The organism is Sinorhizobium terangae, from assembly GCF_029714365.1.
Classification (GTDB): Bacteria; Pseudomonadota; Alphaproteobacteria; order Rhizobiales; family Rhizobiaceae; genus Sinorhizobium; species Sinorhizobium terangae.
The window spans coordinates 3931180-3953784 of record NZ_CP121659.1 but is presented as its reverse complement, the minus strand read 5'-3'; the positions used below and the strand labels follow the sequence as shown (position 1 = coordinate 3953784).

Here is a 22605-nt window from a genome sequence, read left to right as displayed (position 1 = left end):
AAAATGAGCCAGAAAACCGTGCGCCTCACCATGGCCCAGGCCGTGGCGCGGTTCCTGACCAAGCAGATGACGATCATCGACGGCGAGCGCGTGCCGATCTTCGGCGGTGTCTTCGCGATCTTCGGCCACGGCAACGTCGCCGGAGTCGGCGAGGCGCTTTACGCCGTGCGCGAAACATTGCCGACCTACCGCGGGCAGAACGAGCAGGGCATGGCGAATGCGGCGATCGCATTTGCCAAGGCGAGCTTCCGCCGCCGCTTCATGGCCTGCACGACCTCAATCGGCCCGGGTGCGCTGAACATGGTCACGTCGGCGGCGCTTGCCCATGTCAACCGGCTGCCGGTTCTTCTTCTGCCCGGCGATGTCTTCGCCAACCGCCGGCCCGATCCGGTGCTACAGCAGGTGGAAAGCTTCGGCGACGGCACGATCTCGGCAAATGACTGTTTCCGCCCCGTCTCGCGCTATTTCGACCGCATCACCCGGCCGGAACAGATCATCCCTGCGCTGCGTCGCGCCATGCAGGTTCTGACCGACCCGGCCGATTGCGGCCCGGTCACACTCTCGCTCTGCCAGGACGTCCAGGCGGAGGCCTACGACTATCCGGAATCCTTTTTCGACGAGAAGGTGTGGGTCCCCCGGCGGATCGAGCCCGATCTCGACGAGCTCGCCGCGGCGATCGCGTTGCTCAAGTCAGCCAAGAAACCGATCATCATCGCCGGCGGCGGCGTGCTTTATTCGGAAGCAAGCGCGGAACTGGCCGACTTTGCCGAAAAGCATGGCATTCCGGTCGTCGAGACCCAGGCCGGAAAGTCCTCGCTGCCGCATTCGCATCCGCTCAACATGGGCTCGGTCGGCGTGACGGGCACCTCCGCCTCCAACAGGCTTGCTGAGGAAGCCGACGTTGTACTCGCCGTCGGCTCGCGGCTTCAGGATTTCACCACCGGGTCCTGGGCGCTCTTCAAGAACGAAGGGCTGAAGATCATCGGCCTCAACGTCCAGCCTTTTGATGCCGGCAAGCACAATGGCCTGCCGCTGATTTCCGATGCGCGGGCCGGCCTCAACCGGATCTCCGGCGGCCTTGGCGGTTACAAGGCCGACAGCGCCTGGACCGAGAAGGCGAAGGCCGGCAAGGCCGAATGGCTGGCCGCGGCCGACAAGTCGACGGCCACGACTAATGCGGCGCTTCCCTCCGATGCCCAGGTGATCGGCGCCGTCCAGCGTGCCCGCGGCGGCAAGAAGACGACGCTCGTCTGCGCTGCCGGCGGGCTCCCTGGCGAACTGCACAAGCTGTGGCAAGCGGAAGAGCCCGGCGGCTACCATATGGAATACGGCTTCTCGACCATGGGCTATGAAGTGGCCGGTGGCCTCGGCGTCAAGCTCGCCAAGCCCGACAGCGACGTGGTCGTCATGGTCGGCGACGGCAGCTACATGATGCTGAACTCCGAGATCGCCTCCTCGATCATGCTCGGCGCCAAGATCACCATCGTGCTCCTCGACAATGCCGGCTATGGCTGCATCAACCGGCTGCAGATGGAAACGGGCGGCGCGAACTTCAACAACCTGTTGAAGGACACGCATCACGTGATGCTGCCGGGCATCGATTTTGCCGCGCATGCCGCGGCGATGGGCGCCGTCACCCGCAAGGTCGGCTCGATTCCGGAGCTTGAGGCCGCACTCGCCGAAACGGCGGAAGAACCGCGCACTACCGTCATCGTCATTGATACTGACCCGCTGATCACCACGGAAGCCGGCGGCCATTGGTGGGATGTCGCGGTTCCGGAGGTTTCGGATCGCGAGCAGGTGAAGGCAGCCCGCGACGGGTATGAGAAGGCGCTCCAATCGCAGCGCTTCGGCTGATCGCCACGAATGGCGCTCGCGGTTTTGCGCGGGCGCCGCTCTACGTCCAATGGCCCCTCACCCTAACCCTCTCCCCGCAGGCGGGGAGAGGGGACTTGAGAGGGCGCGGCATATCCCTTCTCCCCGCAAGCGGGGAGAAGGTGCCCGGCAGGGCGGATGAGGGGCATTATGTGCCCTTTGCGTAAATAGAACAGCGACCATCCGCCCCAAGCGCGTGGTGCATCAGAAAGTGAAGAGACATGATCCGCTACGGAACCAACCCGATTGCCTGGAGCAATGACGACGATCATTCGATCGGCGCGCATTTGACGCTCGACGACTGCCTTTCCGACTGCCAGAAGATCGGCTTCGACGGCATCGAGAAGGGCCACAAGATGCCGTCCGACCCGGAGGCGCTGAAGCAGAAGCTCGCCTCTTATGACCTCGTCTTCGTTTCCGGCTGGCACTCCACCAATCTGCTGACGCATGACGTCGAAGCCGAGAAGAAGGCGATCCAGCCGCATCTCGATCTCCTGAAACACAATGGCTGCAAGGTGGCGATCGTCTGCGAAACCTCCAATGCCATTCACGGCGATGATTCCAAATCCGTCGCCAACGACAAGCCGGTGCTGCCGGCCGATCAGTGGAAGAAGTTCGGCGCCGACCTTGAGGCGATCGCGCAGTATTGCGCCGACCAGGGCATCGATCTCGTCTATCACCATCACATGGGCACGATCGTCCAGACCGGCGAGGAGATCGATCTCTTGATGCAGCATACCGGCCCGGCCACGAAGCTCTTGCTCGACACCGGCCACGCTTGGTTCGGCGGCTCCGATCCGGCGGAAGTCGCGAAGAAATACATGCACCGCGTCCGCCACATCCATTGCAAGAACGTCCGTCCGGCGATCCGCAAGGAAGTGGAGAGCCAGGGCCTCTCCTTCCTCGAGGGCGTGCGCCGTGGCGTGTTTACCGTTCCGGGTGACAAGGAAGGCGGCGTCGACTTCCTCCCCGTGCTGAAAATCGCAGCCGAACACGGCTATAATGGCTGGTTGGTGATCGAGGCGGAGCAGGATTCGGCCGTACGCGATCCGTTCGAATACCAGTCGCTCGGGCTAAAATCGCTGAAAGCGTTTGCGAAGGAAGCGGGGCTGGACAAGTAAAGCCCATCGGCTGCTGGCACGCCGCCCCTCATCCGGCTGCCGCCACCTTCTCCCCGCAAGCCGGGAGAAGGGATATGCCGCGCGCCCTCAAGTCCCTCCCGCAGGCGGGGAGAGGGCTAGTCCTCGGGTTAAACCCGAGGAGAGGGGCTTAAGCGCCGAGCCGCCCCGATCGAACAAACAGGAGACCGTCGAAATGTCCAAACTGCTCGTCAAACCGAAGGCACAATCCGGGCTGATGCAGGAGATCACGCCCGAGAGCGCCGGCTGGACGTATGTCGGTTTCGCGCTCAACCGCTTGAAGCCCGGCGAGAGGACGGCGGGTGAAGCCGGTGCGAAGGAGCTCTGCCTCGTTCTCGTCAGCGGCAAGGCGAAGATTTCCGTCGATGGCGAAGACTTCGGCGAACTCGGCGAACGCATGACGCCGTTCGAGGGCCAGCCCTACGCCGTCTATGTGCCGAAGGGCGGCAAGTGGGAGGCTGAGGCGACGACCGATCTCGACCTTGCCGTCTGCTCCGCGCCCGGTGGCGAGGGCTTCAAGGCCAAGGTCATCCGTCCCGGCACGCACCCGCAGATGACGCGCGGCAAGGGCACCAACACCCGTTATGTCACCAACATCATGCCGGAGGACGACGGATCGGCGCAGTCGCTGCTCGTCGTCGAGGTGATCACGCCGGGCGGGCACACCTCGTCCTACCCGCCGCACAAGCACGATCAGGACAACCTGCCGGCCGAAAGCTATCTCGAGGAAACCTATTATCATCGCCTCAACCCGCCGCAAGGATTTGCGATGCAACGCGTCTACACGGACGATCGCTCGCTCGACGAAACGATGGCGGTGGAAGACGGCGACGTGACCCTCGTCCCGAAGGGCTACCATCCGGTCGCCGCCGTTCATGGCTACGATGTCTATTACTTGAACGTCATGGCGGGACCGAAGCGGATCTGGAAGTTCCATAACGCCAAGGAACATGAGTGGCTGTTCACCGGCATCTGAGGGTACACTCTGGACGTTTGTCCCGGCTGGTCTATCGTACCCCCTCTACCGCGTCGGGCGTTTTATCAAACGCGCAAAGGACGCTGTAGCAGTTTGAATTGCTGCATGTTTCTATCCTTAAATCGGCTACGATTTAAGGAACCATGCAGCAGCGAAAACCGTGCGAGGAGCGGCCGATGCGGATCGATGGTCAGTGCCATTGCGGCCATATCACCTATGAGGCGGAGATCGACCCGGACGAGGTGTCGATTTGCCATTGCACCGATTGCCAGCAACTGACCGGGTCGGCCTATCGCGTCACGGCGAGCACGCCGCGGGCGTCCTTCCATCTGACCGGCGCCGAGCCGAAACTTTACGTGAAAATCGCCGAGAACGGGCGAAAGCGCCTGCAGTTCTTCTGCCCTGACTGCGGCTCGCCGATCTATACGACCGGCACGGACGAAGACGCCGAGGAGATCGGCATCCGCCTTGGCACGATCAACCAGCGGCGCGCGCTTGCGCCGCGGTCGCAGATCTGGTGCTCGTCCGCCCTGCCCTGGATCGGGGACGTCGGCAAGCTGCCTGGCAAACCGCGGGACTAGAGGCATGACGAAGCGCCAGTTCAGAATGCTGCCTCGCCGGATCGCCGGCGTGAATGCGGTCGAGGCGGCCACAAACCACAGCTTTCCGCGCCATACGCATGATCAGTTCGGCATCGGTCTTATCCATCAAGGGGCGCAAAAATCCCTGAGCGGACGCGGGCCGGTGGAGGCCGCGCGCGGCGACGTGATCACTGTCAACCCTAATGAGGTCCATGACGGCTCGCCGATCGGCGATGCCGGTCGCTCCTGGCGGATGCTCTATCTTGATCCGGCAATCGTCGAAGCCGCAGTCAGCGATATCAGCGAGAGCGGACGGCGAACATGCGAGTTCGCCAACCCGGTCATCCGGAACGCCGCCATTGCGGCCCGTTTCCGTGAACTCTTCGCAATCGCGACTACCGCGGACGCCAGTGACGCCACCGTTCGCTGGGACGAGCTCGTTCTGATGCTTTTTGCCGAGGCGATGCAGGTCGTCCCAGGCGGCGCACGCAAAGTGCCGGAATCGATCGCCGCGGCGCGCAGCCTGATCGATGACGACCCGTTGGCTTCCATCACGCTGGCCGATCTGGCGCGCGAAAGCAGCCTCAGTCGATTCCAACTGGTGCGGGGATTTGCGAGGCCACCGGTCTCACGCCCCACGCCTATCTCCTTCAGCGGCGGATCGACATCGTCCGGCGGCTGATCGCCGAGGGGACCCCGCTCGCGGAAGCGGCGATCGCCGGTGGCTTCGCCGACCAGAGCCACATGACGCGCGTCTTCGTGCGCACCCACGGCATTTCGCCGGGCGCCTATGTCGCAGCCTTGGGCTGATCCCTGCAATTCCGTTCAAGACCGCCGGGCGCCGATTGGGTTTTCTGCAGCTCTCACGCGGGGCTTGCAGTCATGTCGAAGCAATTTCAGGGTTATATCTATTTGTCGCTCGCGATGGCACTCGTGGGCAGTACGGTTATCGCGAGCAAGATTATAGCGTCCGGACTGCCGCCGTTCACGGCCACGGCCTTGCGCTTTGCGCTCGCCTTTCCGCTCTTCCTCATGCTGATGCGCGCGACCGCGACGCCATGGCCAAGGCTGCAACGGCGCGAATGGCTCATCCTGTTCATCCAGGCGGGTGCCGGCAGCGTCGGTTATACGACGCTCCTGATTTCCGGCCTGCGACTGACACCCGCAGCCGATGCCGGCGTCATCATCGGTACGCTGCCCATCGTTTCGGCGGCGATTGCCATTGTCGTTCTCGGCGAACGGCCGGATCGTGCGATCCTGCTGGCGATCGTCCTCGCCGCCGCAGGCGTCCTTTCGATCGTCTTCCGGGCAAATAGCGGTGGTGCGCCTTCGCTCCTCGGCAACATTCTGGTGTTTGGCGCCGTCATCTGCGAAGGCCTCTTCATTCTCATCAACAAGCGCCTGACAACGGCTATTTCGCCCCTCGCTCTGTCGACGCTGATGGCCGGACTGGGCGTCGCTGTCTCGGCACCGATCGCCCTGCTCGAAATTCCACAGGCAGTTGCGGTAACCACGCATTCGATCGCCGCGGTCTGCTATTACGCACTTGTACTGACAGTCGGCGGCTTCCTGCTCTGGTATGCAGGACTAGCCAACGTAAGCGGCACGGAGGCATCGGTGTTCACGGCGCTTGCCCCTGTTTCAGCCGTTCTCCTTGCCTTTATCGTACTTGGTGAGCCGATTTCCGCCAATCAGCTGATCGGCATCGCCTGCGTACTCGCCGCCGTCCTCAGTCTGGGTCTTCGGTTGCCGGGCACGCAGCGAAACCGCTCGGAGGCCGGATGAGGCAACGTGCCCTCCCGGCTGCAATGCCGTCACCGCTGCAATCGCCGTTCACATCAGAGAGGCCAGCAACCATGTATTTCCGCCATGCAAGCGACATCTGGAGCGACTTTCCCGGACTTTCCGCCGGAATTCTTCATGTCGAAGGCATTCACCGAGACGCCTCCGCCGATGCGCACATCGCTGGTTTCGAGGCCGCGGCGAAGGCACGGCTCGCGGCAAGCTCGGAGGGTGAATTTCCGGAGATCCAGGCCTGGCGACGCGCCTTCTCGCGCATGGGTTTGAAGCCGACGCAATACCGTTCGGCCTCCGAGGCGCTGCTGCGGCGTTTGCGCAAGGATGGCTCCCTACCGCGGATCCACCCGCTGATCGACCTTTGCAATGCGGTATCGCTTGCATTCGCCATTCCGATCGCGGTTTTCGATCTTTCGAGAGTGACTGGTCACCTCGAGGTTCGTTACGCCTCCGGCAGCGAGATCTACACGACGTTTTCCGGCGAAACCGAACATCCCGAGCAGCACGAGGTGATCTTCGCGGACGAGGAAGGGCGAGCCCATGCGCGCCGCTGGACGAACCGCCAGAGCGGCTATTCGGCGGTGGGCGACGAGACGACGGCCGTGCTGATCGTCGCCGAAGCGCTGCATGCCGGCGCGGCGACAGACGTTGGCCGGCTCGTCCATGAACTGGCGGGAGCCGTGGCCGCGGTCTGGGCCGTCACGCCGCGCAGCGCCGTGTTGGACAGCTCGGCCCCGCGCTTCGATATTTGAGGCCGTGGCGCACGTGCGTCCCCAAAAGGGGTCTGATGTCCGCGCGACCGGCCGAAACTCTTTGACGACGCAAACGCGAGGCCAATATCATCCGCGCCAAATCACAAAGCGAGACCACAGCATCGATGTCCGACGAACGCGCCACGCCATGGCTTCTGAACCTCAAGCAGGCACTCCTCGATCGGGGCGGGCTCGAGGAAATCTTCCGCCACGTCCGCAATCTGGTTGTCGCGACCCTGGTCATCGCAGCCGGCCTGCATGCCGTCGAGAATCCCGACATCATCAATGTGAAGGGGCTTTTGAGCATCCCGGTCGCCGGTTACATCGTCTTTTCGATCGGGATTGCGCTGTTCTTCCTGAACTTCGCAGACGGGCTTCATCGGCTTGGGAAAATCAAGCGGCACGTCGCCCTGCAGCTGCTGCTGGTGGCCGTCTACGTGTTGATCACCATCCGTGTCGCCCAACTGATCCTGGCACTCCGGATGACGCCGTCGTAGCCGGCGCTGTGCGGGCGCCAGCGACCATGTTCACGTGGATCGATCACGCAGCCTTGGCGACGTGATATTCCTTGATCGCCACCATCTTGATTGCAGGATAGCGTTCCGCCTCGTAGCGCAACGAGAAGCTATCCTGCGCCATGAACACCGGGTCGCCATCGAGATCGCGGGCGATGTCGCCACGGCGGGCCGTGATGAACTTGTCGAGCTCGCCCGGATGATCCGCGGAAACCCAGCGGCAGACGGAGAAGCGCGACATTTCGAAGGAGACCGGCAGGCCGTATTCCGCCTGCAGGCGCTCCTTCAGAACGTCGAGTTGCAGCGCGCCGACGACGCCGACGATCGCCGGCGAGCCGTCGTCCGGCGAGAAGAGCTGCACGACGCCCTCTTCCGCCATCTGCTGCAGCGCTTCCTTCAGCTTCTTCGCCTTCATCGCGTCCTCAAGCCGAACGCGGCGGAGAATTTCCGGCGCGAAGTTGGGGACGCCCTGGAAGACGAGCGGCTCACCTTCCGTCAGCGTATCGCCGATGCGAAGCGTGCCGTGGTTCGGGATGCCGACGACATCGCCGGCAAAGGCCGTGTCGGCGAGCTGGCGCTGCGAGGCGAAGAAGAACTGCGGCGCGCTCAGCCCCATCTGCTTGCCGGTGCGCGAGAGGCGCGCCTTCATGCCGCGCTCGAGCTTGCCGGAGCAGACACGGACGAAGGCGATGCGGTCACGATGGTTCGGATCCATGTTCGCCTGGATCTTGAAGACGAAGGCCGTCATCTTCTCGTCCGTCGCCTCGACGGTGCGGATGTCGGCGACCTGGGCACGCGGCGGCGGCGCATATTCGCTGAGCGCATTGATAAGGTCGCGTACGCCAAAATTCCTGAGCGCCGAGCCGAAGAACACCGGCGTCAGATGGCCTTCGAGAAAAGCCTTGTGATCGAAGGACTTGCAGGCCTCGATCGCCAGCGTCGTTTCCTCGATGAAGGCGTCACGCTCGTTTTCCGGCAGTCGATGCGAAGCCATTTCGGGATCGTTGACCTTGGTGAGCCGCTCCTGCGTGTCGGCGCCGCGCACCTCGTTGGTGGCGAGATGATAGGTGCCGCAGAAGGTCTTCGAGCGGCCGATCGGCCAGGTGACCGGCGCGCAGTCGAGCGCCAGCTTATGCTCGACTTCGTCGAGAATCTCGAAGGGATCGCGGCTCTCGCGGTCCATCTTGTTGACGAAGGTGATGATCGGGATGTCGCGCAGCCGGCAAACCTCGAAGAGTTTCAGCGTGCGCGGCTCGATACCCTTGGCGGCGTCGATCACCATGACGGCCGCATCCACGGCCGTCAGCGTCCGATAGGTGTCGTCTGCAAAGTCCTCGTGACCGGGCGTGTCGAGCAGGTTGAAGACGGTGTCGTCATATTCGAAGGTCATAACCGAGGTGACGACCGAGATGCCGCGTTCGCGCTCGATCTTCATCCAGTCCGAGCGGGTCTGAATGCGATCCTTCTTGGCCTTGACTTCGCCTGCGAGCTGAATCGCGCCGCCGAAGAGGAGGAGCTTTTCGGTGAGCGTCGTTTTACCGGCGTCCGGGTGCGAAATGATCGCAAATGTGCGGCGGCGGGAAACCGCCTCGGCAATGCTTTCGGCCATGATCTGAGTATCCTGTGAGTTGCGGCGTCTTTACAGGCTCGCAGGCCAATATGCAATTGACTGCGGAGGCGGCCGTGACGCTTATGACGGAATGATCACGCACACCTCCGAAAACCGCCCCGCTCTCAGCCTTGTCCGCCTGCCGCACGCGCAGGATCTCGACCTGCCCGCCTATGAGACGGCGGGAGCCGCAGGCATGGATTTGCGCGCGGCTGTTCCGGCCGGCGAGCCGACGATGATCAAGCCGGGCGCGCGCGCCTTGGTGCCGACCGGGTTCATCTTCGAGATTCCTCTCGGCTACGAAGGCCAGGTCAGGCCGCGCTCGGGCCTTGCCTTCAAGCACGGCATCACCTGCCTCAACACGCCGGGAACGATCGATAGCGACTATCGCGGCGAGGTGAAGGTGCTCCTCATCAATCTCGGCGGAGAGGACTTCATCATCGAGCGCGGCATGCGCATCGCCCAGATGGTGATCGCACCGGTGACGCAGGTGGCGATCCGCGAGGCGGACGGGGCCAGCACGACAGAGCGCGGCGCCGGCGGCTTCGGCTCCACCGGATCCAAGTGATGCATGTCGCCCAAAAGCGTTGAGCGGTTTTGGGATAAACAGAAAACTAAAGCGGCGGCAGCCGTCGCTTGACCGGCGTCGACTTGACGATCGAGGTGTTGGTCTGTGCCTTTTCGGCGATGCGGTCGAGGATCGTGTCGAGCTCCTCCATATCCCGCACCAGCATCTTGGCGATGAAGCAGTCGTCGCCGGTGATCTTGTCGCATTCGACAATCTCCGGCGTTTCCTGAATGAGCTTTTCGACGATGTGCAGCATTCCGGGCATTGGCCGGACACGCACGACCGCCTGCAGCGGATAGCCAAGTCGCGCCGGATTGACGGAGACGGTGAAGCCATTGATGACGCCGCGTTCCTCGAGCTTGCGCAGCCTGTCGGCCGCACTCGGCGAGGAGAGGCCCGCTTCCTGCGCGAGCTCCTTCAGCGACACGCGCGCATTGGCCGCGAGGATCTCGAGAATGCGGCAATCGACATCATCCAGCATTACGCCACCTCCGATAAGACAAAATAGCAAATTCTCCTTCCACAATTAGGCATCGTAATTCGTTTTCCTTTCTGAATCCATATAGAGTCGCGCAACAGCCGATTATTGTTGTGCAATCGGAAAAGGAGACCAGCCATGGACGGAGAACTGAAGCGCGGAAGCATTGAGATGACGGCGGCAATGCTGATTTCGGGGACAATCGGCTGGTTCGTGCTGATGTCCGGCCAGCCGGTCACGGGTGTCGTCTTCTGGCGTTGCGTCTTCGGGGCGCTGACGCTGATCGCGCTCGCGGCAATGCTCGGGCTCATCGACTTCCGCCAGCTAAAGCCGCGCGTCGTCATCCTTTCCACGCTCGGTGGCGTGGCCATCGTCGTCAACTGGCTCCTGCTTTTCGCCGCCTATTCGCGCGCATCGATCTCGATCGCGACGATGGTCTACAATACGCAGCCCTTCATGCTGCTCGGCCTCGGCGCGCTGTTTCTCGGCGAACGGATCACCGCCACCAAGCTTTTCTGGCTTTCGGTCTCCTTCGCCGGAATGATGGCGATCGTTTCGGCCAAGCCGGGCGGCGGCTTCGATCCCGACCACTATCTCGCCGGCATCGCGCTTTCTATCGGCGCAGCCTTCTTCTATGCCGTCGCCGCGCTCCTTACCAAGCTTCTCAAGGGCACGCCGCCGCATCTGATCGCCCTCATTCAGGTGATCACCGGGTCGATCATGCTGGCGCCCTTCGCGCTCTCCGCACCGCTGCCGCAGGACGCTTGGCAATGGACGCTGCTCGTCGCCGTCGGCGTCGTTCATACCGGCATCATGTATATCCTGCTCTACGGAGCGATCCAGCGGCTCCCGACGCACATGACGGGCGCGCTCTCCTTCATCTATCCGATCGCCGCGATCCTCGTCGATCGCGTCGCTTTCGGCCACGAATTGCAGGCGATACAGATCGCCGGATCTGCGGCAATCCTCCTGGCCGCGGCAGGCATGAATCTCGGCTGGAGCCTTCGGTCGATCCCGCTCTTCAAACGCGCGATCAGACCGGGCGCCTGATCGTCAGGCGCTCGCTACCTCGTTCGCGTGCACCGTCATTGTTGCGCTCGATGCACTCTGCGACGAGCGCTTGCAGGCGCCACAGATTGCGGTCCCGGATACCCCTCGCCTCGAGATGCGTCACGGTGTTGAGCAGATATTCCGCGCCTGAGCCGACATGGCCGCATGCGCAAGCCAGCACCTCCGCGACGGCTTCGAGGGAGAGACTGCCGGCATAGAGCGGCGAAGCCCGGTTCATGACGAAGGACAGCGCCGACACCGGGCCCGACGCCGTCTCGACCTTGATCCAGCGCGGCATGCTGTTGGGCGGTTTATAGGTGAATTCGCGTCGGAAGAGTTTTCCGAGCTGCCCCTCGATGCCGTCATCCGGCACTCGGTAGAGGACACCCCGACACTGGCCGCCGCGATCGAGCGCCATCATGAGGCCCGGCTGTTCGGGCGTTCCCCGGAAGCGGATCATCCGGAAGCAGAAGGCGCGATGCCAGCCCCGGGCAACGCCAACCGTTTCGCCGACATATTCGATCTCCGGCCTCCAGATCAACGATCCATAGGCGAAGAGCATCGTTGGCAATCCCGGAGCCGGATGGCTCCTTATCATCCGCTCCACCCATTCGTCGTAGTCCGCGTCGCTATGGAGCACTGCGCCCGGCCCCGGGCCGCCATCGTCAATCGCCCGGTGCACCTGCGCGACGTGCGCCGGAGTCAGGCTCAGTGGTCTTGGTTTGCCGGGCATGGTCATCATCTCCACCTTGCCGAGAGGATCGCGCAGCGCGCATCCCGAAGCAAGTTGCGGCCCGCACGTCTCGCTTATCTGCGCGCCTCCACCGCCATGCTGACGGCAAGGCTGGCAAGCACGGTGCTCATCAGCCAGCGCTGCACGAGCATGAAGAGCGGGCGACCGGCAAGGAAGGCGGCGATCGAGCCCGCCGTCACCGCGATCAAGGCGTTAACGGTGACGCTGATCATGATCTGCAGACTGCCGAAGACGAGCGACTGGCGAAGGACGTCGCCCTGTTCGGGGTGGATGAATTGCGGCAGCAGCGAAAGGTAAAGCACCGCCACCTTCGGGTTGAGCAGGTTGGTGACAAGCCCCATCAGGAAGAGCTTGCGCGGTCCGTCCTTCGGCAGATCGCGTACCTGGAAGGGCGAGCGGCCGCCGGGCCTGACCGCCTGCCAGGCGAGATAGAGCAGATAAAGCGCCCCGGCAAAACGCAAGGCGTCATAGGCGAGAGGAACCGCCAGCAGCAAGGCCGTGATGCCGAGCGCGCCGAAGACCATGTAGAAGACGAAACCGAGCGCCACTCCGCCGAGAGAGATGAGGCCAGCCGCCGGACCCTGGCAGATGGAGCGGGAGATCAGGTAGATCATGTTCGGCCCAGGCGTCAGCACCATGCCGAGCGCGATCAAGGCAAATCCGACAAGGTTCTGAATTTCGGGCATGGGCATTGCCTTCCGCGATTTTTCCGAAAGGTGCATGGCTCTCCGGGTCGGAGCAATGCCGTTCTTGTCACCCGATCAATTTTCGCACGAGAAGCCTCGCCACCGGGATCAAGCCGGGTTCTCCTTCGCCGCGGTTTGCGCTAAACAAACCACCCGTTCCGGAGGAAAACCATCGTGACAATCGCGGCCCTTCTCGCCTATAGCGGCGCCCTCTTCATCGCGGCGGCCATTCCCGGCCCCGGCATCACGGCGCTGGTTGCGCGGGCACTCGGCTCCGGCTTTCGCGAAACCTTCTTCATGGGTCTCGGACTAATTCTTGGCGACATGACCTATCTGACGGCCGTTGTGCTCGGACTCGCCTTCGTCGCCCAGACTTTCACCACGGCCTTTCTTATCGTGAAGATCGCCGGTGCGCTCTATCTCGGTTACATTGCCTGGAAGCTCTGGACCGCCGGCCTTCTGTCGCAGGATATCCAGGCGAAGAAGTCAGGAAACGCGGCGATGTCTTTCCTGTCGGGCCTGACGGTGACGCTCGGCAACCCTAAGACGATGCTGTTCTATGTTGCCCTGGTGCCGACGCTCATCGATCTCGCCGCAATCGGCCCCGAGGATTACAGCCTGCTGCTGGCGGCAACCTTCCTCGTCCTTCTCACGGTGCTGGTTCCCTATATGCTGCTCGCAGCCCGCGCCCGTTCGCTTCTGAAACAGCCGAAGGCGCTCAAGACCATGAACCGCGCTGCTGCGGGCATTCTTGCCGGAACGGCAGCCTATATCGCCACCCGTGCGAGCTGAAAAAAGATTTCTGCGTCAGCCGCCTCGTAGACGTATTTTCCTCCGGCTGGCGCGCTTCGGGGGCCGTCCCACCCTGGAACGGGCTCGCTATTGTCCGTATTCTCGCGGCAACTAATTTCAATTGAAGGGAGAAACATATGTCCGAAACACGCAAGCCTGGCCGCGGCCGCGTCTTTTCCTCGATCACAGAAACGATCGGCGACACTCCCATCGTGCGCCTGGACAAGCTCGCAAAAGAGAAGGGCGTAAAAGCGAATCTCCTCGCCAAGCTTGAATTCTTCAATCCGATCGCCTCGGTCAAGGACCGCATCGGCGTCGCCATGATCGAGTCGCTCGAGGCCCAGGGCAAGATCGCGCCTGGCCGCACAACTCTCATCGAGCCGACTTCGGGCAACACCGGTATCGCGCTCGCCTTCGTTGCAGCCGCCAAGGGATACAAGCTGATCCTCACCATGCCCGAGACGATGTCGGTCGAGCGGCGCAAGATGCTCTACCTGCTGGGGGCAGAACTGGTTCTGACGGAGGGCAGCAAAGGCATGAAGGGGGCGATCGCCAAGGCGCAGGAACTCACCGAGACGCTTCCCGACGCGATCATTCCGCAGCAGTTCGAAAATCCGGCCAATCCCGAGATCCACCGCAAGACGACGGCCGAGGAAATCTGGAACGACACCGAAGGCGGCGTCGACATCCTGGTCTCGGGCATCGGCACGGGCGGCACGATCACCGGCGCCGGCCAGGTCCTGAAGGCGCGTAAATCCTCGGTCAAAGTCATCGCCGTGGAGCCGGAGGAATCCCCTGTCCTTTCTGGCGGCGAACCCGGTCCGCACAAGATCCAGGGCATCGGCGCCGGCTTCGCGCCGGCGATCCTCGACACGAGCATCTACGACGAGGTGATCACGGTGAATGCCGGCGAAGCGGTGGAAGCCGCGCGGCTCGTCGCCAGGCTTGAAGGCGTGCCGGTCGGCATTTCCGCCGGCGCTGCACTCCAAGCCGCGATCGAGGTCGGCCGGCGCGAGGAGAACGCCGGCAAGAATATCGTCGTGATCATTCCTTCGTTTGCGGAGCGTTATCTTTCGACCGTACTGTTCGAGGGGCTGGGGGCGTAAGCGGCAGTTCCTCTCCGCGTATGCGGTCATCCGGCAGCACAATTACGAACTCAACGGAGCTTCCGGGCGCTCTTTTTCATACGACCACGAGTAGTCAGGAAAAGCAGCAGGTTTTTCCTGAAGGATAGCGCCCGCAAAAGAGCGATCACGCTTTCGCCTTCCTGGCACTACTTCGCAATTCCGGGGCAAAGAGCTTGAAAATCTCGGTGTCGAACGGGAAAAAGCGTTCCTCCCCATTGCGGCGGATGAGATAGTCCGATTCCGAAAAGTAACCCTGCTTGATCAACTCCGGCTGCTGCTTTGCGGAGCCATGAAATGAGTAGTTGTCGCCGTACATGTCTGTCCAAGTACGCTTCACGCAATCGCCGGTGACACGATCGGCAAGCTTTTTCTCTGCAAGCACCTGTCGGACGCAGCGCATCGAATGATCGAGCATGTACTAGACGCAGAAGCTTTTCGCATCTTGCGCCGTGTGCTTCAAACGGATCACCGCGTTTGCGTACCAACTCCCTCCTTCGACACGATGGTCATCGACTGACCCGCTCTCGTTCCATAAAAAAGCTTACCGATGTCTTCGGCCGCGGCGGGCCGGCCTGTCAGGACGAGGAGCATGCCCACCATAATAGCAGCCGCCACGAGGAGGCGCTTCGACTGGCGGGTATCGCTGGTGAAAAACACGATGCTGGGCCTTTTGAATAAAAGATGAATCGCGTGTAAGCGGAACACGCTACGCCGCCACCGGCAGCCGCTCTCCGGCGACCCGGTAGGAGATCGCTTCCGCGAGATGGATCCGCCCGACCATCGACGCTTCGTCGAGATCGGCAAGGGTGCGGGCCACCTTCAGCACCCGGTGATAGCCGCGCGCCGAGAACTTCATCTTCTCCGCCGCATCCCTCAAGAGCTGCAAGCCGGCCGCGTCCGGCTCGGCGATCTTCTCGATCATCGTCGTCGATGCACGGGCATTGCTCGTGAGCACCGGATGGCCGAGGGCGGCGAAACGGTCCGCCTGCAGCGCGCGGGCGCGGGCGACGCGCTTGGCAACGGCGGCACTCGGTTCGGCCGCCATCGGGCGAAGGAGATCCGCGGCGCTGACGGCCGGGACATCGATGCGGATATCGATGCGGTCCATCAGGGGTCCGGAAATCCGCGCCTGGTAGTCGGCCATGCAGCGCGGGCCGCGGGCGCATGTGCGCCCGGGCTCACCCGCCATGCCGCACCGGCACGGGTTCATCGCTGCCACGAGCTGGATCGCCGCCGGATAGCTGACGCGGTGATTGGCGCGGGCGATGATGCATTCCGCGGTTTCGAGCGGCTGGCGCAGTGCGTCGAGCACCTGCGGTGAAAATTCCGGGAACTCGTCGAGGAACAAAACACCGTGATGGGCAAGCGATGCCTCACCGGGCTTCGCCCTGAGCCCGCCGCCGATCAGGGCTGCCATGGTGGCCGAATGGTGCGGCGCCCGGAACGGCCGCCGATCGGAAAGCTTGCCGCCCGGCAGCTGACCGGCGATCGAATGGACCATCGAAACTTCGAGCAATTCCGCCGGGGAAAGCGGCGGCAGGATCGACGGCAGCCGCGCAGCCAGCATCGATTTGCCCGAACCGGGTGGGCCTACCATAAGCAGATTGTGGTTGCCGGCGGCGGCCACTTCGAGCGCCCGCTTGGCGCTTTCCTGCCCCTTGATGTCGGCGAGATCGGGCAGGTTGGCGGCCGCGGCTCTTATGGCCGGCTCGGGACGAGAGAGCACCTGCGTGCCGCGAAAATGATTGGCGATGGCGATCAGGCTGCGCGGTGCGAGAATGTCGATCTCCGATCCCGCCCAAGCCGCTTCGGGTCCGCTTTCCGCCGGGCAGATAAGGCCCTTGCCGAGCGCGTTGGCACCGATGGCGGCAGGCAGCGCGCCGGCGACGGCGGCGATGGTGCCGTCCAGATTGAGTTCGCCGATGACGACATAGCCGTTAAGCGCATCGGCTGGAACGGCACCCAGCGCCGCCATCAGGCCGAGCGCGATGGCGAGATCGAAATGGCTGCCTTCCTTCGGCAGGTCGGCCGGCGCCAGGTTCACCGTGACCCGTTTTGCCGGCAACGCCAGCCCCGAGGCATGCAGTGCCGCCTGGACGCGCTCACGGCTTTCGGCGACCGCCTTGTCGGGCAGCCCGACGATCTGCATGCCGACCTTGCCGGGTGCCACCATCACCTGGACGTCGACCGGAACGCCTTCGATCCCCTGGAATGCAACCGTGCTGACACGCGCGACCATGATGCCCCCTAACGTGAGAGCGGGAGATGCGCGGAAACCGCTTCACGCTGTCCTCACCCCGCTCCAGTCACGGCGGCCCGCCTCGCGCCGCCACAACCGCTGCCGGTTGCGGCATCAAATCTTGCACGGTACGCGCACAAAAACAAGAACAATAATAGAACAAATGCGGGCCCGCGCTTTTCGAACGAAACCCGCTGCGCGCTCCCTTAGCCCAACAGATGCGGGCTCAGACCTCCATGCTATGCGAAACCTTCGACGACGCAGGTGATGAGGTCATGGTCGGACAGCGGGCGGCCCGAAGGATCGAGTGAAGGAATGATGTGGCTTTTGCCAATCTTCAGGCCACGCGCAAGGAACCAGTCGAGCTTCATTGCACGCTTCGGCCAGCGGGTGATGAGGCTCGGCCGCGTCGTCATGCCGTCGTCGGGCCGCCGTGGCGCGTGAAGCCGCGCTCGGCGCTCATGGCAAACAGGCCCTCGGCTTCGAAGTCGCCGCCAATATGGTTCCCGCTGTTGAGATCGCCGCCGATCAGGACAGGAAGCCCCGGAAAGGTCGCGTCCAGCGCGTCGATCAGTTCCTTGACCTGCCGCTCGCGATAGGCAGCCGTGGTCGCGCTTTCGAGATGGGTGGAAATGGCGACGAAAGGGCCCGCCCGAGTCTCGATCACGGCGCCGATGGCAAGGCGCTCGCCGACCCTCGGTTGGTCGCCGCCGTCCATGAACCACAGCCTCTCGCCCCAGAGCCGCAACAAGAACGGGCGGTCGAGCGGAGCGGTCGCCATCAGCGCATTGCCGTGGAAGCCCTTCTCGTTGAAGTCGTCCTTGCAGAACTCGCGCTCGGTATCGGACCCCAATCCCAGTTCGATGAATTCGACGCCGTAGGCGTATTGCATGCCGAGCGCCACGGCGATTTCGGCGGTCGGGTGCCGCTGGCCGGTACGCGCCATGCCGTTGTCCATCTCCGAAAGCAGAACGAGCGACGCGCCGGTGACGCCAAGGTGCGCAGCACTTTCCCCGGGGAACAGGCAGCGTTCGAGGTTCCAGGCCGCGGCGGTGAAGGGAAAGGCGAGCGGCCTGCGGGCGGGCGGCGCACCGCCGATCTCGATCGTGTTCATTTCCTCAAGGCTCTCCATGACGGCGTCATGGGCGGCGATGCTGCGCTCGATCCGGGCAAAACCAGCGCGCGTCTCCGGCGAGGAAACGGCGAGCGCCGCTGAGGTCGTTTCAATCACAATGCAGGCTCCATGTTCACGGTTCGCGTCGTGGCCGGTACGATGCCCGTGGCCGCATTCGGCTCTTCAAGCCTCCTGCCGGTCTCGGACGAGAAGAAATGCAAGCGCCCCGGTGCGATGGTAACGGCAAAACCGTCCGAAAGTGGCGCCTCCGGCGCAAGCGCGACAGTGACAGAATGATCGTCGATTGCGCCGTGGACGAGGCGCTGCGCACCCAGTTCCTCGACATACTCGACCCGGAAGAGTAGGGCCTGCTCGCCGACACCGGCGAGACGCAGATCCTCCGCGCGCAAGCCCACGGTCACCGATCCGTCCGCCGGCGCCCGATAGCCGAGGTCGATCGACTGCGTGCCGATCTGCAGCCGGCCGCCGTCGAGAACGCCTTTGACCAGGTTCATCGCCGGTGAGCCGATGAAGCTCGCAACAAAGGTCGAGGCCGGCGCATGATAGACGTCGAGCGGCCGGCCAATCTGCTCGATCCGGCCGCCGTTCAAGACGACGAGCCGATCGGCGAGCGTCATCGCCTCGAGCTGGTCGTGAGTGACATAGAGCGAGGTGGTGCCGAGGCGCTTCTGCAATCGCTTGATCTCGCCGCGCATGGAGACCCGGAGCTTGGCATCGAGGTTCGACAGCGGCTCGTCGAAAAGGAAGGCCGCCGGCTTGCGCACGATCGCCCGGCCCATGGCGACGCGCTGGCGTTGCCCCCCGGAGAGTGCGCGCGGCTTGCGATCGAGATAAGGCGCGATCTCGAGCATGCGCGCAGCCTCGGCGACCCGCGCCTCGATCTCGGTCTTCGGCGTCTTCCGGTTCTTCAAACCGTAGGCGAGATTTTCGTAGACGGTCATGTGCGGATAGAGCGCATAGTTCTGGAAGACCATGGCGATGTCGCGTTCGGCGGGATCGACATCGTTTATGATCCGCGGGCCGATTCGCACGGTGCCCTTCGAGATCGTCTCCAGGCCTGCGACCATGCGCAACAGCGTTGACTTGCCACAGCCGGACGGACCGACAAGCACGATGAACTCGCCGTCGGCGATGTCGATCGAGACGGATTTCACCGCCTCGACGCCGCCGGCGTAGATTTTCGAGACCTCTGCGATATCGATCGCCGCCATGGGTTGCCTCCGTTAATAAAATTCGCTGCTGAGGGCTGCGAGAAGCCCGCATCCTCGGTCCGCTCTACTTGTCGCTTTCGGTCAGCCCCTTGATGAACCAGCGCTGGAAGATGACGACGATCATCACCGGCGGCAGCATGGCGAGGATAGCCAAGGCAAAGGCCTCGTTGTAGTCGGGAATGTTGGAGCCGACCCAGACGAGCAGGATCTGCTTGATGCCGCGCACGAGCGTGAAGAAGCCCTCGTCCGTCGTCATCAGCGTCGGCCAGAGATACTGGTTCCAGCCATAGACGAACATGATGATGAAGATGGCCGCCATCATCGTGCGTGACAGCGGTACCAGAACATCGATGAAGAACTTGAATGGCCCGGCACCGTCGATGCGCGCCGCTTCGAGCAGTTCGTCGGGCACCGACTTGAAGAACTGGCGAAAATAGAAGGTGCCGGTCGCCGATGCGAGCAGCGGCACGATCAGGCCCGTGTAGGTGTTCGTCAGTTTCAATGCGTTCATCACCTCGTAGGAGGGGAGAATGCGCACTTCGAGCGGCAAAAGCAGCGTGGTGAAGATGATCCAGAAGGCAACCGTCGCCAGCGGAAAGCGGAAATAGACGATCGCATAGGCGGCCAGCATGGACAGCACGATCTTGCCGGCGGCGAAGCCGAGGCCGAGGATCATCGAGTTCAGCATCATGTTGAACCCGGTGATCTTGCCGGTGAAGCCGCCCGCGCGCGTCAGCACGGTCTCGTAAGTCTCCGCGAAATGGCCGCCCCAGGTGAGGCTCAGACCGTTGCTGTGGATATCGGCGGCCTCATGGGTCGAGGTCATGAACGCGACCACGACCGGCGCGACCATGATGAAGACGCCGATAAGAAGGATGACGTGATCGAGGATCTTCGTGCGGTGCATGGCCGTTACCTCAGTTGTAATGGACACGCCGCTCGATGAAGCGGAACTGGAAGATGGTGAGCACGAAGACGACGACCATCAGGATCACCGACTGGGCGGAGGAACCGCCGAGATCATTGCCGCGGAAGCCGTCCATATAGACCTTGTAGACAAGGGTGATGGGATTGTTTGCAGCCTTGTCCTTCACCATGACGTCGATGACGCCGAACGTATCGAACAGCGCATAGGTGACGTTGATGATCAGCAGGAAGAACGCCGTCGGCGCGAGCAAGGGGAGCACGACCGTCCAGAAGCGGCGCGTGCCGGAACGGCAGTCGAGCGCTGCGGCCTCGCGCACGGAGACGGGGATCCCCTGCAGCCCGGAGAGGAAGAAGATGAAGTTGTAGGGGATCTGCTTCCATACGGAAACGACGATCATGGCGAAGGCCGTGTCGAAATAATCGAGCCCCACCTTGATATCCAATCCGAACCAGGCCGCGAGCTTGACAATCGGACCGATGTGCTGGTCGAAGAACATCATGCCGATCAGGCCGGCGACAGGCGGCGCGATGGCATAGACCCAGATCAGCAATGTCTTGTAGCCGCTATTGCCGCGGATGACGCCGTCCGCCTTGACGGCGAGCAGCAGGCCGATCGACAACGCGAAAAACGTCACCAGAACCGTGAAGATCGCCGTGAAGCGCGCGATACCGAGATATTCGTTCGACCTCAGCACGTCCGCATAGTTGCTCATGCCGACGAAAGTGGATCCGAAACCGAAGGGATCTTCCAGGTAGAAGGAAGACTGGATCGCCTGCGCGGACGGCCAATAGAAGAAGATGAAGATGATCGCGAGCTGCGGCGCGAGGAAGAGATAGGGCAGAAAAGGCGATGAAAACTGAACGCGCTTCGCCCCTGCCTTATCCCTCCGATCGCCGGACGATCCCGTCATCCAGCCCGCCGGCCACCTCCTCCCCGCCTTTGTGGAGAGACGCAACGTTCCATCGTCCGCTGCACTCACCTCTCCCCGCGTAAGGGGAGAGGGCCAGGAGGAGGGGCCGGCGTGGCTCATGATCAGCCTGCCGTCTTGGCGAAGCGGGCGAGCAGCTCGTTGCCCTCTTTCTCGATCGTCTCGAAGGCATCCTTGACGGTCGTTTCGCCGGAGAAGATGCGGCCGTATTCGCGCTCCATGATCTCGCGGATCTGCGGGTAAAAGCCGAGACGATAACCCTTCGACCATTCACCGGCCGGCAGGAGAAGCTGCTTGATGCCGACTTCGGCAACAGGCTTTTCCTTGTAGTAGCCATCCTTTTGGGCAAGCTCGTAGGCCGCCTTGGTGATCGCCACGTAACCGGTGGACTTATGATAGAAATACTGGATTTCCGGCGATGTCAGAAACTGGAAGAAGTCGGCGACGCACTTGTTTTCCTCGTCCGATTTGCCGGACATAGCAAAGAGCGCGGCACCGCCGATGAAAGAGTTGGTGCCGGCGCCTTCGATCGAACCCCAATAGGGCAGGAAGGTCGCCGAGAACGGCATCTGCGCCGTCTTCGTCAAGCCGCCGAAGGAACCGGACGAGCCGATCCAGAGGGCAGCCTTGCCTTCCTCGAAAACCTTCTGGTTGTCGTTCCAGCCGGCGCCGTAGAAGGCGAAGTAACCCTCGTCCTTCCAGGCCTTGAGCTTCTCGAACATCATCTGCAGGTTCGGGTCGGTGACCTTGAGCTCGGTGTCGGCGACGCTGTCGTAGCCGTTGTTGTTGGTCGCGAACTGGATGTTGTTGCGCGAGAAGAAGTTTTCGGTGAACTGCCAGGTAAGCTGCGACTGGACGAGCGGGATATAACCGGCTTCCTTCAGCTTCGGAGCGACTGCCTCGAAATCTTCCCAGGTCTTCGGAGCTTCGACGCCGGCCTTTTTCAGTGCCTCGTCGTTGATATACATGATCGGCGCCGAAGAGTTGAACGGCATGCCGACGAACTTGCCCTCGCTGTCGGCGTAGAAGTAGCGCACGCCGTCGATGAAGGCGTTGCGATCGAAGCTGTAGCCGGCCTTGGTTATCAGGTCCTCGGCCGGGATGACGGCGCCCTTGGCATTGATGATGGTCGCGGCACCTGCGTCGAAGACCTGCAGTATGTTCGGCTGCTCGCCCGAACGGAAAGCGGCGATACCGGAAGCGAGCGCTTCCTCATAGGTGCCCTTGCTGACCGGCGTCAGGGCGCAGGCGCTCTGGGATTCGTTGAATTTCTGCGCGACTTCGTTGATGACCTCGCCGTTGCGGCCGGCCATGCCGTGCCACCAGGTAATGTTGGTCGCGGCGAGCGATGTCGTTGCGGAAAATGCAAAAGTAACGGCTGCAAGCGAAATTCTCTTGAACATGGTCCCCTGTCCTCTCCACCGTTTGCGGATGGCAGTGGACTAGTGACCTTCCATGACAGGCC

At 62.7% G+C, this 22605-nt stretch carries 23 protein-coding genes and 1 pseudogene; 12 read left to right on the top strand and 12 right to left on the bottom strand.

The features are described 5' to 3' along the window. Positions 1-3: 3 nt before the first annotated feature. The 8 genes and pseudogenes from iolD to QA637_RS18590 all read left to right on the top strand — a co-directional run bounded on the left by iolD (position 4) and on the right by QA637_RS18590 (position 7617). Positions 4-1857 carry a 3D-(3,5/4)-trihydroxycyclohexane-1,2-dione acylhydrolase (decyclizing) gene (gene iolD / locus QA637_RS18625; protein WP_283062742.1) on the top strand — a complete coding sequence of 618 codons (1854 nt, stop codon included), beginning with the start codon at positions 4-6 and terminating at the stop codon, positions 1855-1857. 239 nt (positions 1858-2096) lie between these two features. Then, the gene (iolE, locus tag QA637_RS18620; RefSeq protein ID WP_283062740.1) at positions 2097-2996 is read left to right on the top strand and encodes a myo-inosose-2 dehydratase; all 900 of its coding nucleotides are present in this window, start codon (positions 2097-2099) and stop codon (positions 2994-2996) included. A 193-nt stretch (positions 2997-3189) separates the two neighbouring features. After that, positions 3190-3990, top strand: coding sequence for a 5-deoxy-glucuronate isomerase (iolB, locus tag QA637_RS18615; RefSeq protein ID WP_283062738.1), 801 nt, complete (start codon positions 3190-3192; stop codon positions 3988-3990). A 176-nt stretch (positions 3991-4166) separates the two neighbouring features. Beyond that, the gene (locus QA637_RS18610) at positions 4167-4571 is read left to right on the top strand and encodes a GFA family protein (RefSeq protein ID WP_283062736.1); all 405 of its coding nucleotides are present in this window, start codon (positions 4167-4169) and stop codon (positions 4569-4571) included. A 4-nt stretch (positions 4572-4575) separates the two neighbouring features. Then, positions 4576-5381: pseudogene (locus QA637_RS18605) on the top strand (AraC family transcriptional regulator). A 72-nt stretch (positions 5382-5453) separates the two neighbouring features. After that, positions 5454-6356: a DMT family transporter gene (locus tag QA637_RS18600; protein WP_283062734.1), complete on the top strand. Its 903-nt coding sequence runs from the start codon at positions 5454-5456 to the stop codon at positions 6354-6356. A 71-nt stretch (positions 6357-6427) separates the two neighbouring features. Further along, positions 6428-7120 carry a B3/B4 domain-containing protein gene (locus QA637_RS18595; RefSeq protein WP_283062733.1) on the top strand — a complete coding sequence of 231 codons (693 nt, stop codon included), beginning with the start codon at positions 6428-6430 and terminating at the stop codon, positions 7118-7120. A 125-nt stretch (positions 7121-7245) separates the two neighbouring features. After that, positions 7246-7617 carry a hypothetical protein gene (locus tag QA637_RS18590; RefSeq protein ID WP_153442564.1) on the top strand — a complete coding sequence of 124 codons (372 nt, stop codon included), beginning with the start codon at positions 7246-7248 and terminating at the stop codon, positions 7615-7617. Positions 7618-7660: 43 nt separating this feature from the next. On the opposite strand, the gene QA637_RS18585 is transcribed toward QA637_RS18590, so the two are convergent. Further along, positions 7661-9244 (bottom strand): peptide chain release factor 3, encoded by a 1584-nt coding sequence (locus QA637_RS18585; protein ID WP_283062732.1) that lies wholly within the window; start codon positions 9242-9244, stop codon positions 7661-7663. Positions 9245-9335: 91 nt separating this feature from the next. Here QA637_RS18585 and dut point away from each other — a divergent pair, with 91 nt between their 5' ends. Further along, positions 9336-9812 (top strand): dUTP diphosphatase, encoded by a 477-nt coding sequence (gene dut / locus QA637_RS18580; RefSeq protein WP_283062730.1) that lies wholly within the window; start codon positions 9336-9338, stop codon positions 9810-9812. A gap of 46 nt (positions 9813-9858) precedes the next feature. On the opposite strand, the gene QA637_RS18575 is transcribed toward dut, so the two are convergent. Beyond that, positions 9859-10293, bottom strand: coding sequence for an Lrp/AsnC family transcriptional regulator (locus QA637_RS18575; protein ID WP_136506692.1), 435 nt, complete (start codon positions 10291-10293; stop codon positions 9859-9861). Between the two features lie 135 nt (positions 10294-10428). Between QA637_RS18575 and QA637_RS18570 the strand changes: the two genes are divergently transcribed. Further along, positions 10429-11340: a DMT family transporter gene (locus QA637_RS18570; RefSeq protein WP_283062728.1), complete on the top strand. Its 912-nt coding sequence runs from the start codon at positions 10429-10431 to the stop codon at positions 11338-11340. On the opposite strand, the gene QA637_RS18565 is transcribed toward QA637_RS18570, so the two are convergent. Beyond that, on the bottom strand, positions 11324-12073 hold the full coding sequence (locus QA637_RS18565) for a gamma-glutamylcyclotransferase (protein ID WP_283062727.1): 750 nt from the start codon (positions 12071-12073) through the stop codon (positions 11324-11326). The genes QA637_RS18570 and QA637_RS18565 overlap by 17 nt on opposite strands. Before the next feature lie 74 nt (positions 12074-12147). Then, a complete protein-coding gene (locus tag QA637_RS18560; RefSeq protein ID WP_283062725.1) occupies positions 12148-12780 on the bottom strand; it encodes a LysE family translocator in 633 nt (210 codons plus the stop codon). A gap of 174 nt (positions 12781-12954) precedes the next feature. Here QA637_RS18560 and QA637_RS18555 point away from each other — a divergent pair, with 174 nt between their 5' ends. Continuing rightward, on the top strand, positions 12955-13572 hold the full coding sequence (locus QA637_RS18555; protein ID WP_283062724.1) for a LysE family translocator: 618 nt from the start codon (positions 12955-12957) through the stop codon (positions 13570-13572). A gap of 137 nt (positions 13573-13709) precedes the next feature. Beyond that, positions 13710-14678, top strand: a complete 969-nt coding sequence (cysK, locus tag QA637_RS18550) for a cysteine synthase A (protein ID WP_283062722.1) — start codon at positions 13710-13712, stop codon at positions 14676-14678. 145 nt (positions 14679-14823) lie between these two features. Here the strand turns inward: cysK and QA637_RS18545 are convergent, their stop codons facing one another. From QA637_RS18545 to QA637_RS18515, 8 genes are all read right to left on the bottom strand, one after another. Continuing rightward, a complete protein-coding gene (locus QA637_RS18545) occupies positions 14824-15114 on the bottom strand; it encodes a hypothetical protein (RefSeq protein WP_283062721.1) in 291 nt (96 codons plus the stop codon). A 291-nt stretch (positions 15115-15405) separates the two neighbouring features. After that, positions 15406-16938 carry a YifB family Mg chelatase-like AAA ATPase gene (locus QA637_RS18540; RefSeq protein WP_283062720.1) on the bottom strand — a complete coding sequence of 511 codons (1533 nt, stop codon included), beginning with the start codon at positions 16936-16938 and terminating at the stop codon, positions 15406-15408. A 239-nt stretch (positions 16939-17177) separates the two neighbouring features. After that, positions 17178-17354, bottom strand: a complete 177-nt coding sequence (locus QA637_RS30890; protein ID WP_346283760.1) for a hypothetical protein — start codon at positions 17352-17354, stop codon at positions 17178-17180. Continuing rightward, positions 17351-18169, bottom strand: a complete 819-nt coding sequence (locus QA637_RS18535) for an endonuclease/exonuclease/phosphatase family protein (protein WP_346283759.1) — start codon at positions 18167-18169, stop codon at positions 17351-17353. The genes QA637_RS30890 and QA637_RS18535 overlap by 4 nt, the downstream gene beginning before the upstream one ends. Then, entirely contained in the window at positions 18166-19284 is a 1119-nt protein-coding gene (locus tag QA637_RS18530) for a sn-glycerol-3-phosphate import ATP-binding protein UgpC (RefSeq protein ID WP_283062719.1), read from the bottom strand. Before QA637_RS18530 ends, QA637_RS18535 begins: the two co-directional genes overlap by 4 nt. Positions 19285-19348: 64 nt before the next feature. Continuing rightward, positions 19349-20191 (bottom strand): sn-glycerol-3-phosphate ABC transporter permease UgpE, encoded by an 843-nt coding sequence (gene ugpE, locus QA637_RS18525; protein ID WP_283062717.1) that lies wholly within the window; start codon positions 20189-20191, stop codon positions 19349-19351. Positions 20192-20201: 10 nt separating this feature from the next. Continuing rightward, positions 20202-21122 (bottom strand): ABC transporter permease subunit, encoded by a 921-nt coding sequence (locus QA637_RS18520; protein ID WP_283062716.1) that lies wholly within the window; start codon positions 21120-21122, stop codon positions 20202-20204. Between the two features lie 122 nt (positions 21123-21244). Further along, the gene (locus QA637_RS18515; protein ID WP_153442551.1) at positions 21245-22543 is read right to left on the bottom strand and encodes an extracellular solute-binding protein; all 1299 of its coding nucleotides are present in this window, start codon (positions 22541-22543) and stop codon (positions 21245-21247) included. Between the last annotated feature and the right edge of the window lie 62 nt (positions 22544-22605).

Bases quoted from the DNA above. Each gene is read 5' to 3' on its own strand.
- iolD (WP_283062742.1), top strand. From the start codon at position 4: ATGAGCCAGAAAACCGTGCGCCTCACCATGGCCCAGGCCGTGGCGCGG.
- iolE (WP_283062740.1), top strand. From the start codon at position 2,097: ATGATCCGCTACGGAACCAACCCGATTGCCTGGAGCAATGACGACGAT.
- iolB (WP_283062738.1), top strand. From the start codon at position 3,190: ATGTCCAAACTGCTCGTCAAACCGAAGGCACAATCCGGGCTGATGCAG.
- QA637_RS18610 (WP_283062736.1), top strand. From the start codon at position 4,167: ATGCGGATCGATGGTCAGTGCCATTGCGGCCATATCACCTATGAGGCG.
- QA637_RS18600 (WP_283062734.1), top strand. From the start codon at position 5,454: ATGTCGAAGCAATTTCAGGGTTATATCTATTTGTCGCTCGCGATGGCA.
- QA637_RS18595 (WP_283062733.1), top strand. From the start codon at position 6,428: ATGTATTTCCGCCATGCAAGCGACATCTGGAGCGACTTTCCCGGACTT.
- QA637_RS18590 (WP_153442564.1), top strand. From the start codon at position 7,246: ATGTCCGACGAACGCGCCACGCCATGGCTTCTGAACCTCAAGCAGGCA.
- QA637_RS18585 (WP_283062732.1), bottom strand. From the start codon at position 9,244: ATGGCCGAAAGCATTGCCGAGGCGGTTTCCCGCCGCCGCACATTTGCG.
- dut (WP_283062730.1), top strand. From the start codon at position 9,336: ATGATCACGCACACCTCCGAAAACCGCCCCGCTCTCAGCCTTGTCCGC.
- QA637_RS18575 (WP_136506692.1), bottom strand. From the start codon at position 10,293: ATGCTGGATGATGTCGATTGCCGCATTCTCGAGATCCTCGCGGCCAAT.
- QA637_RS18570 (WP_283062728.1), top strand. From the start codon at position 10,429: ATGGACGGAGAACTGAAGCGCGGAAGCATTGAGATGACGGCGGCAATG.
- QA637_RS18565 (WP_283062727.1), bottom strand. From the start codon at position 12,073: ATGCCCGGCAAACCAAGACCACTGAGCCTGACTCCGGCGCACGTCGCG.
- QA637_RS18560 (WP_283062725.1), bottom strand. From the start codon at position 12,780: ATGCCCGAAATTCAGAACCTTGTCGGATTTGCCTTGATCGCGCTCGGC.
- cysK (WP_283062722.1), top strand. From the start codon at position 13,710: ATGTCCGAAACACGCAAGCCTGGCCGCGGCCGCGTCTTTTCCTCGATC.
- QA637_RS18545 (WP_283062721.1), bottom strand. From the start codon at position 15,114: ATGCTCGATCATTCGATGCGCTGCGTCCGACAGGTGCTTGCAGAGAAA.
- QA637_RS18540 (WP_283062720.1), bottom strand. From the start codon at position 16,938: ATGGTCGCGCGTGTCAGCACGGTTGCATTCCAGGGGATCGAAGGCGTT.
- QA637_RS30890 (WP_346283760.1), bottom strand. From the start codon at position 17,354: ATGACGACGCGGCCGAGCCTCATCACCCGCTGGCCGAAGCGTGCAATG.
- QA637_RS18530 (WP_283062719.1), bottom strand. From the start codon at position 19,284: ATGGCGGCGATCGATATCGCAGAGGTCTCGAAAATCTACGCCGGCGGC.
- ugpE (WP_283062717.1), bottom strand. From the start codon at position 20,191: ATGCACCGCACGAAGATCCTCGATCACGTCATCCTTCTTATCGGCGTC.
- QA637_RS18520 (WP_283062716.1), bottom strand. From the start codon at position 21,122: ATGACGGGATCGTCCGGCGATCGGAGGGATAAGGCAGGGGCGAAGCGC.
- QA637_RS18515 (WP_153442551.1), bottom strand. From the start codon at position 22,543: ATGTTCAAGAGAATTTCGCTTGCAGCCGTTACTTTTGCATTTTCCGCA.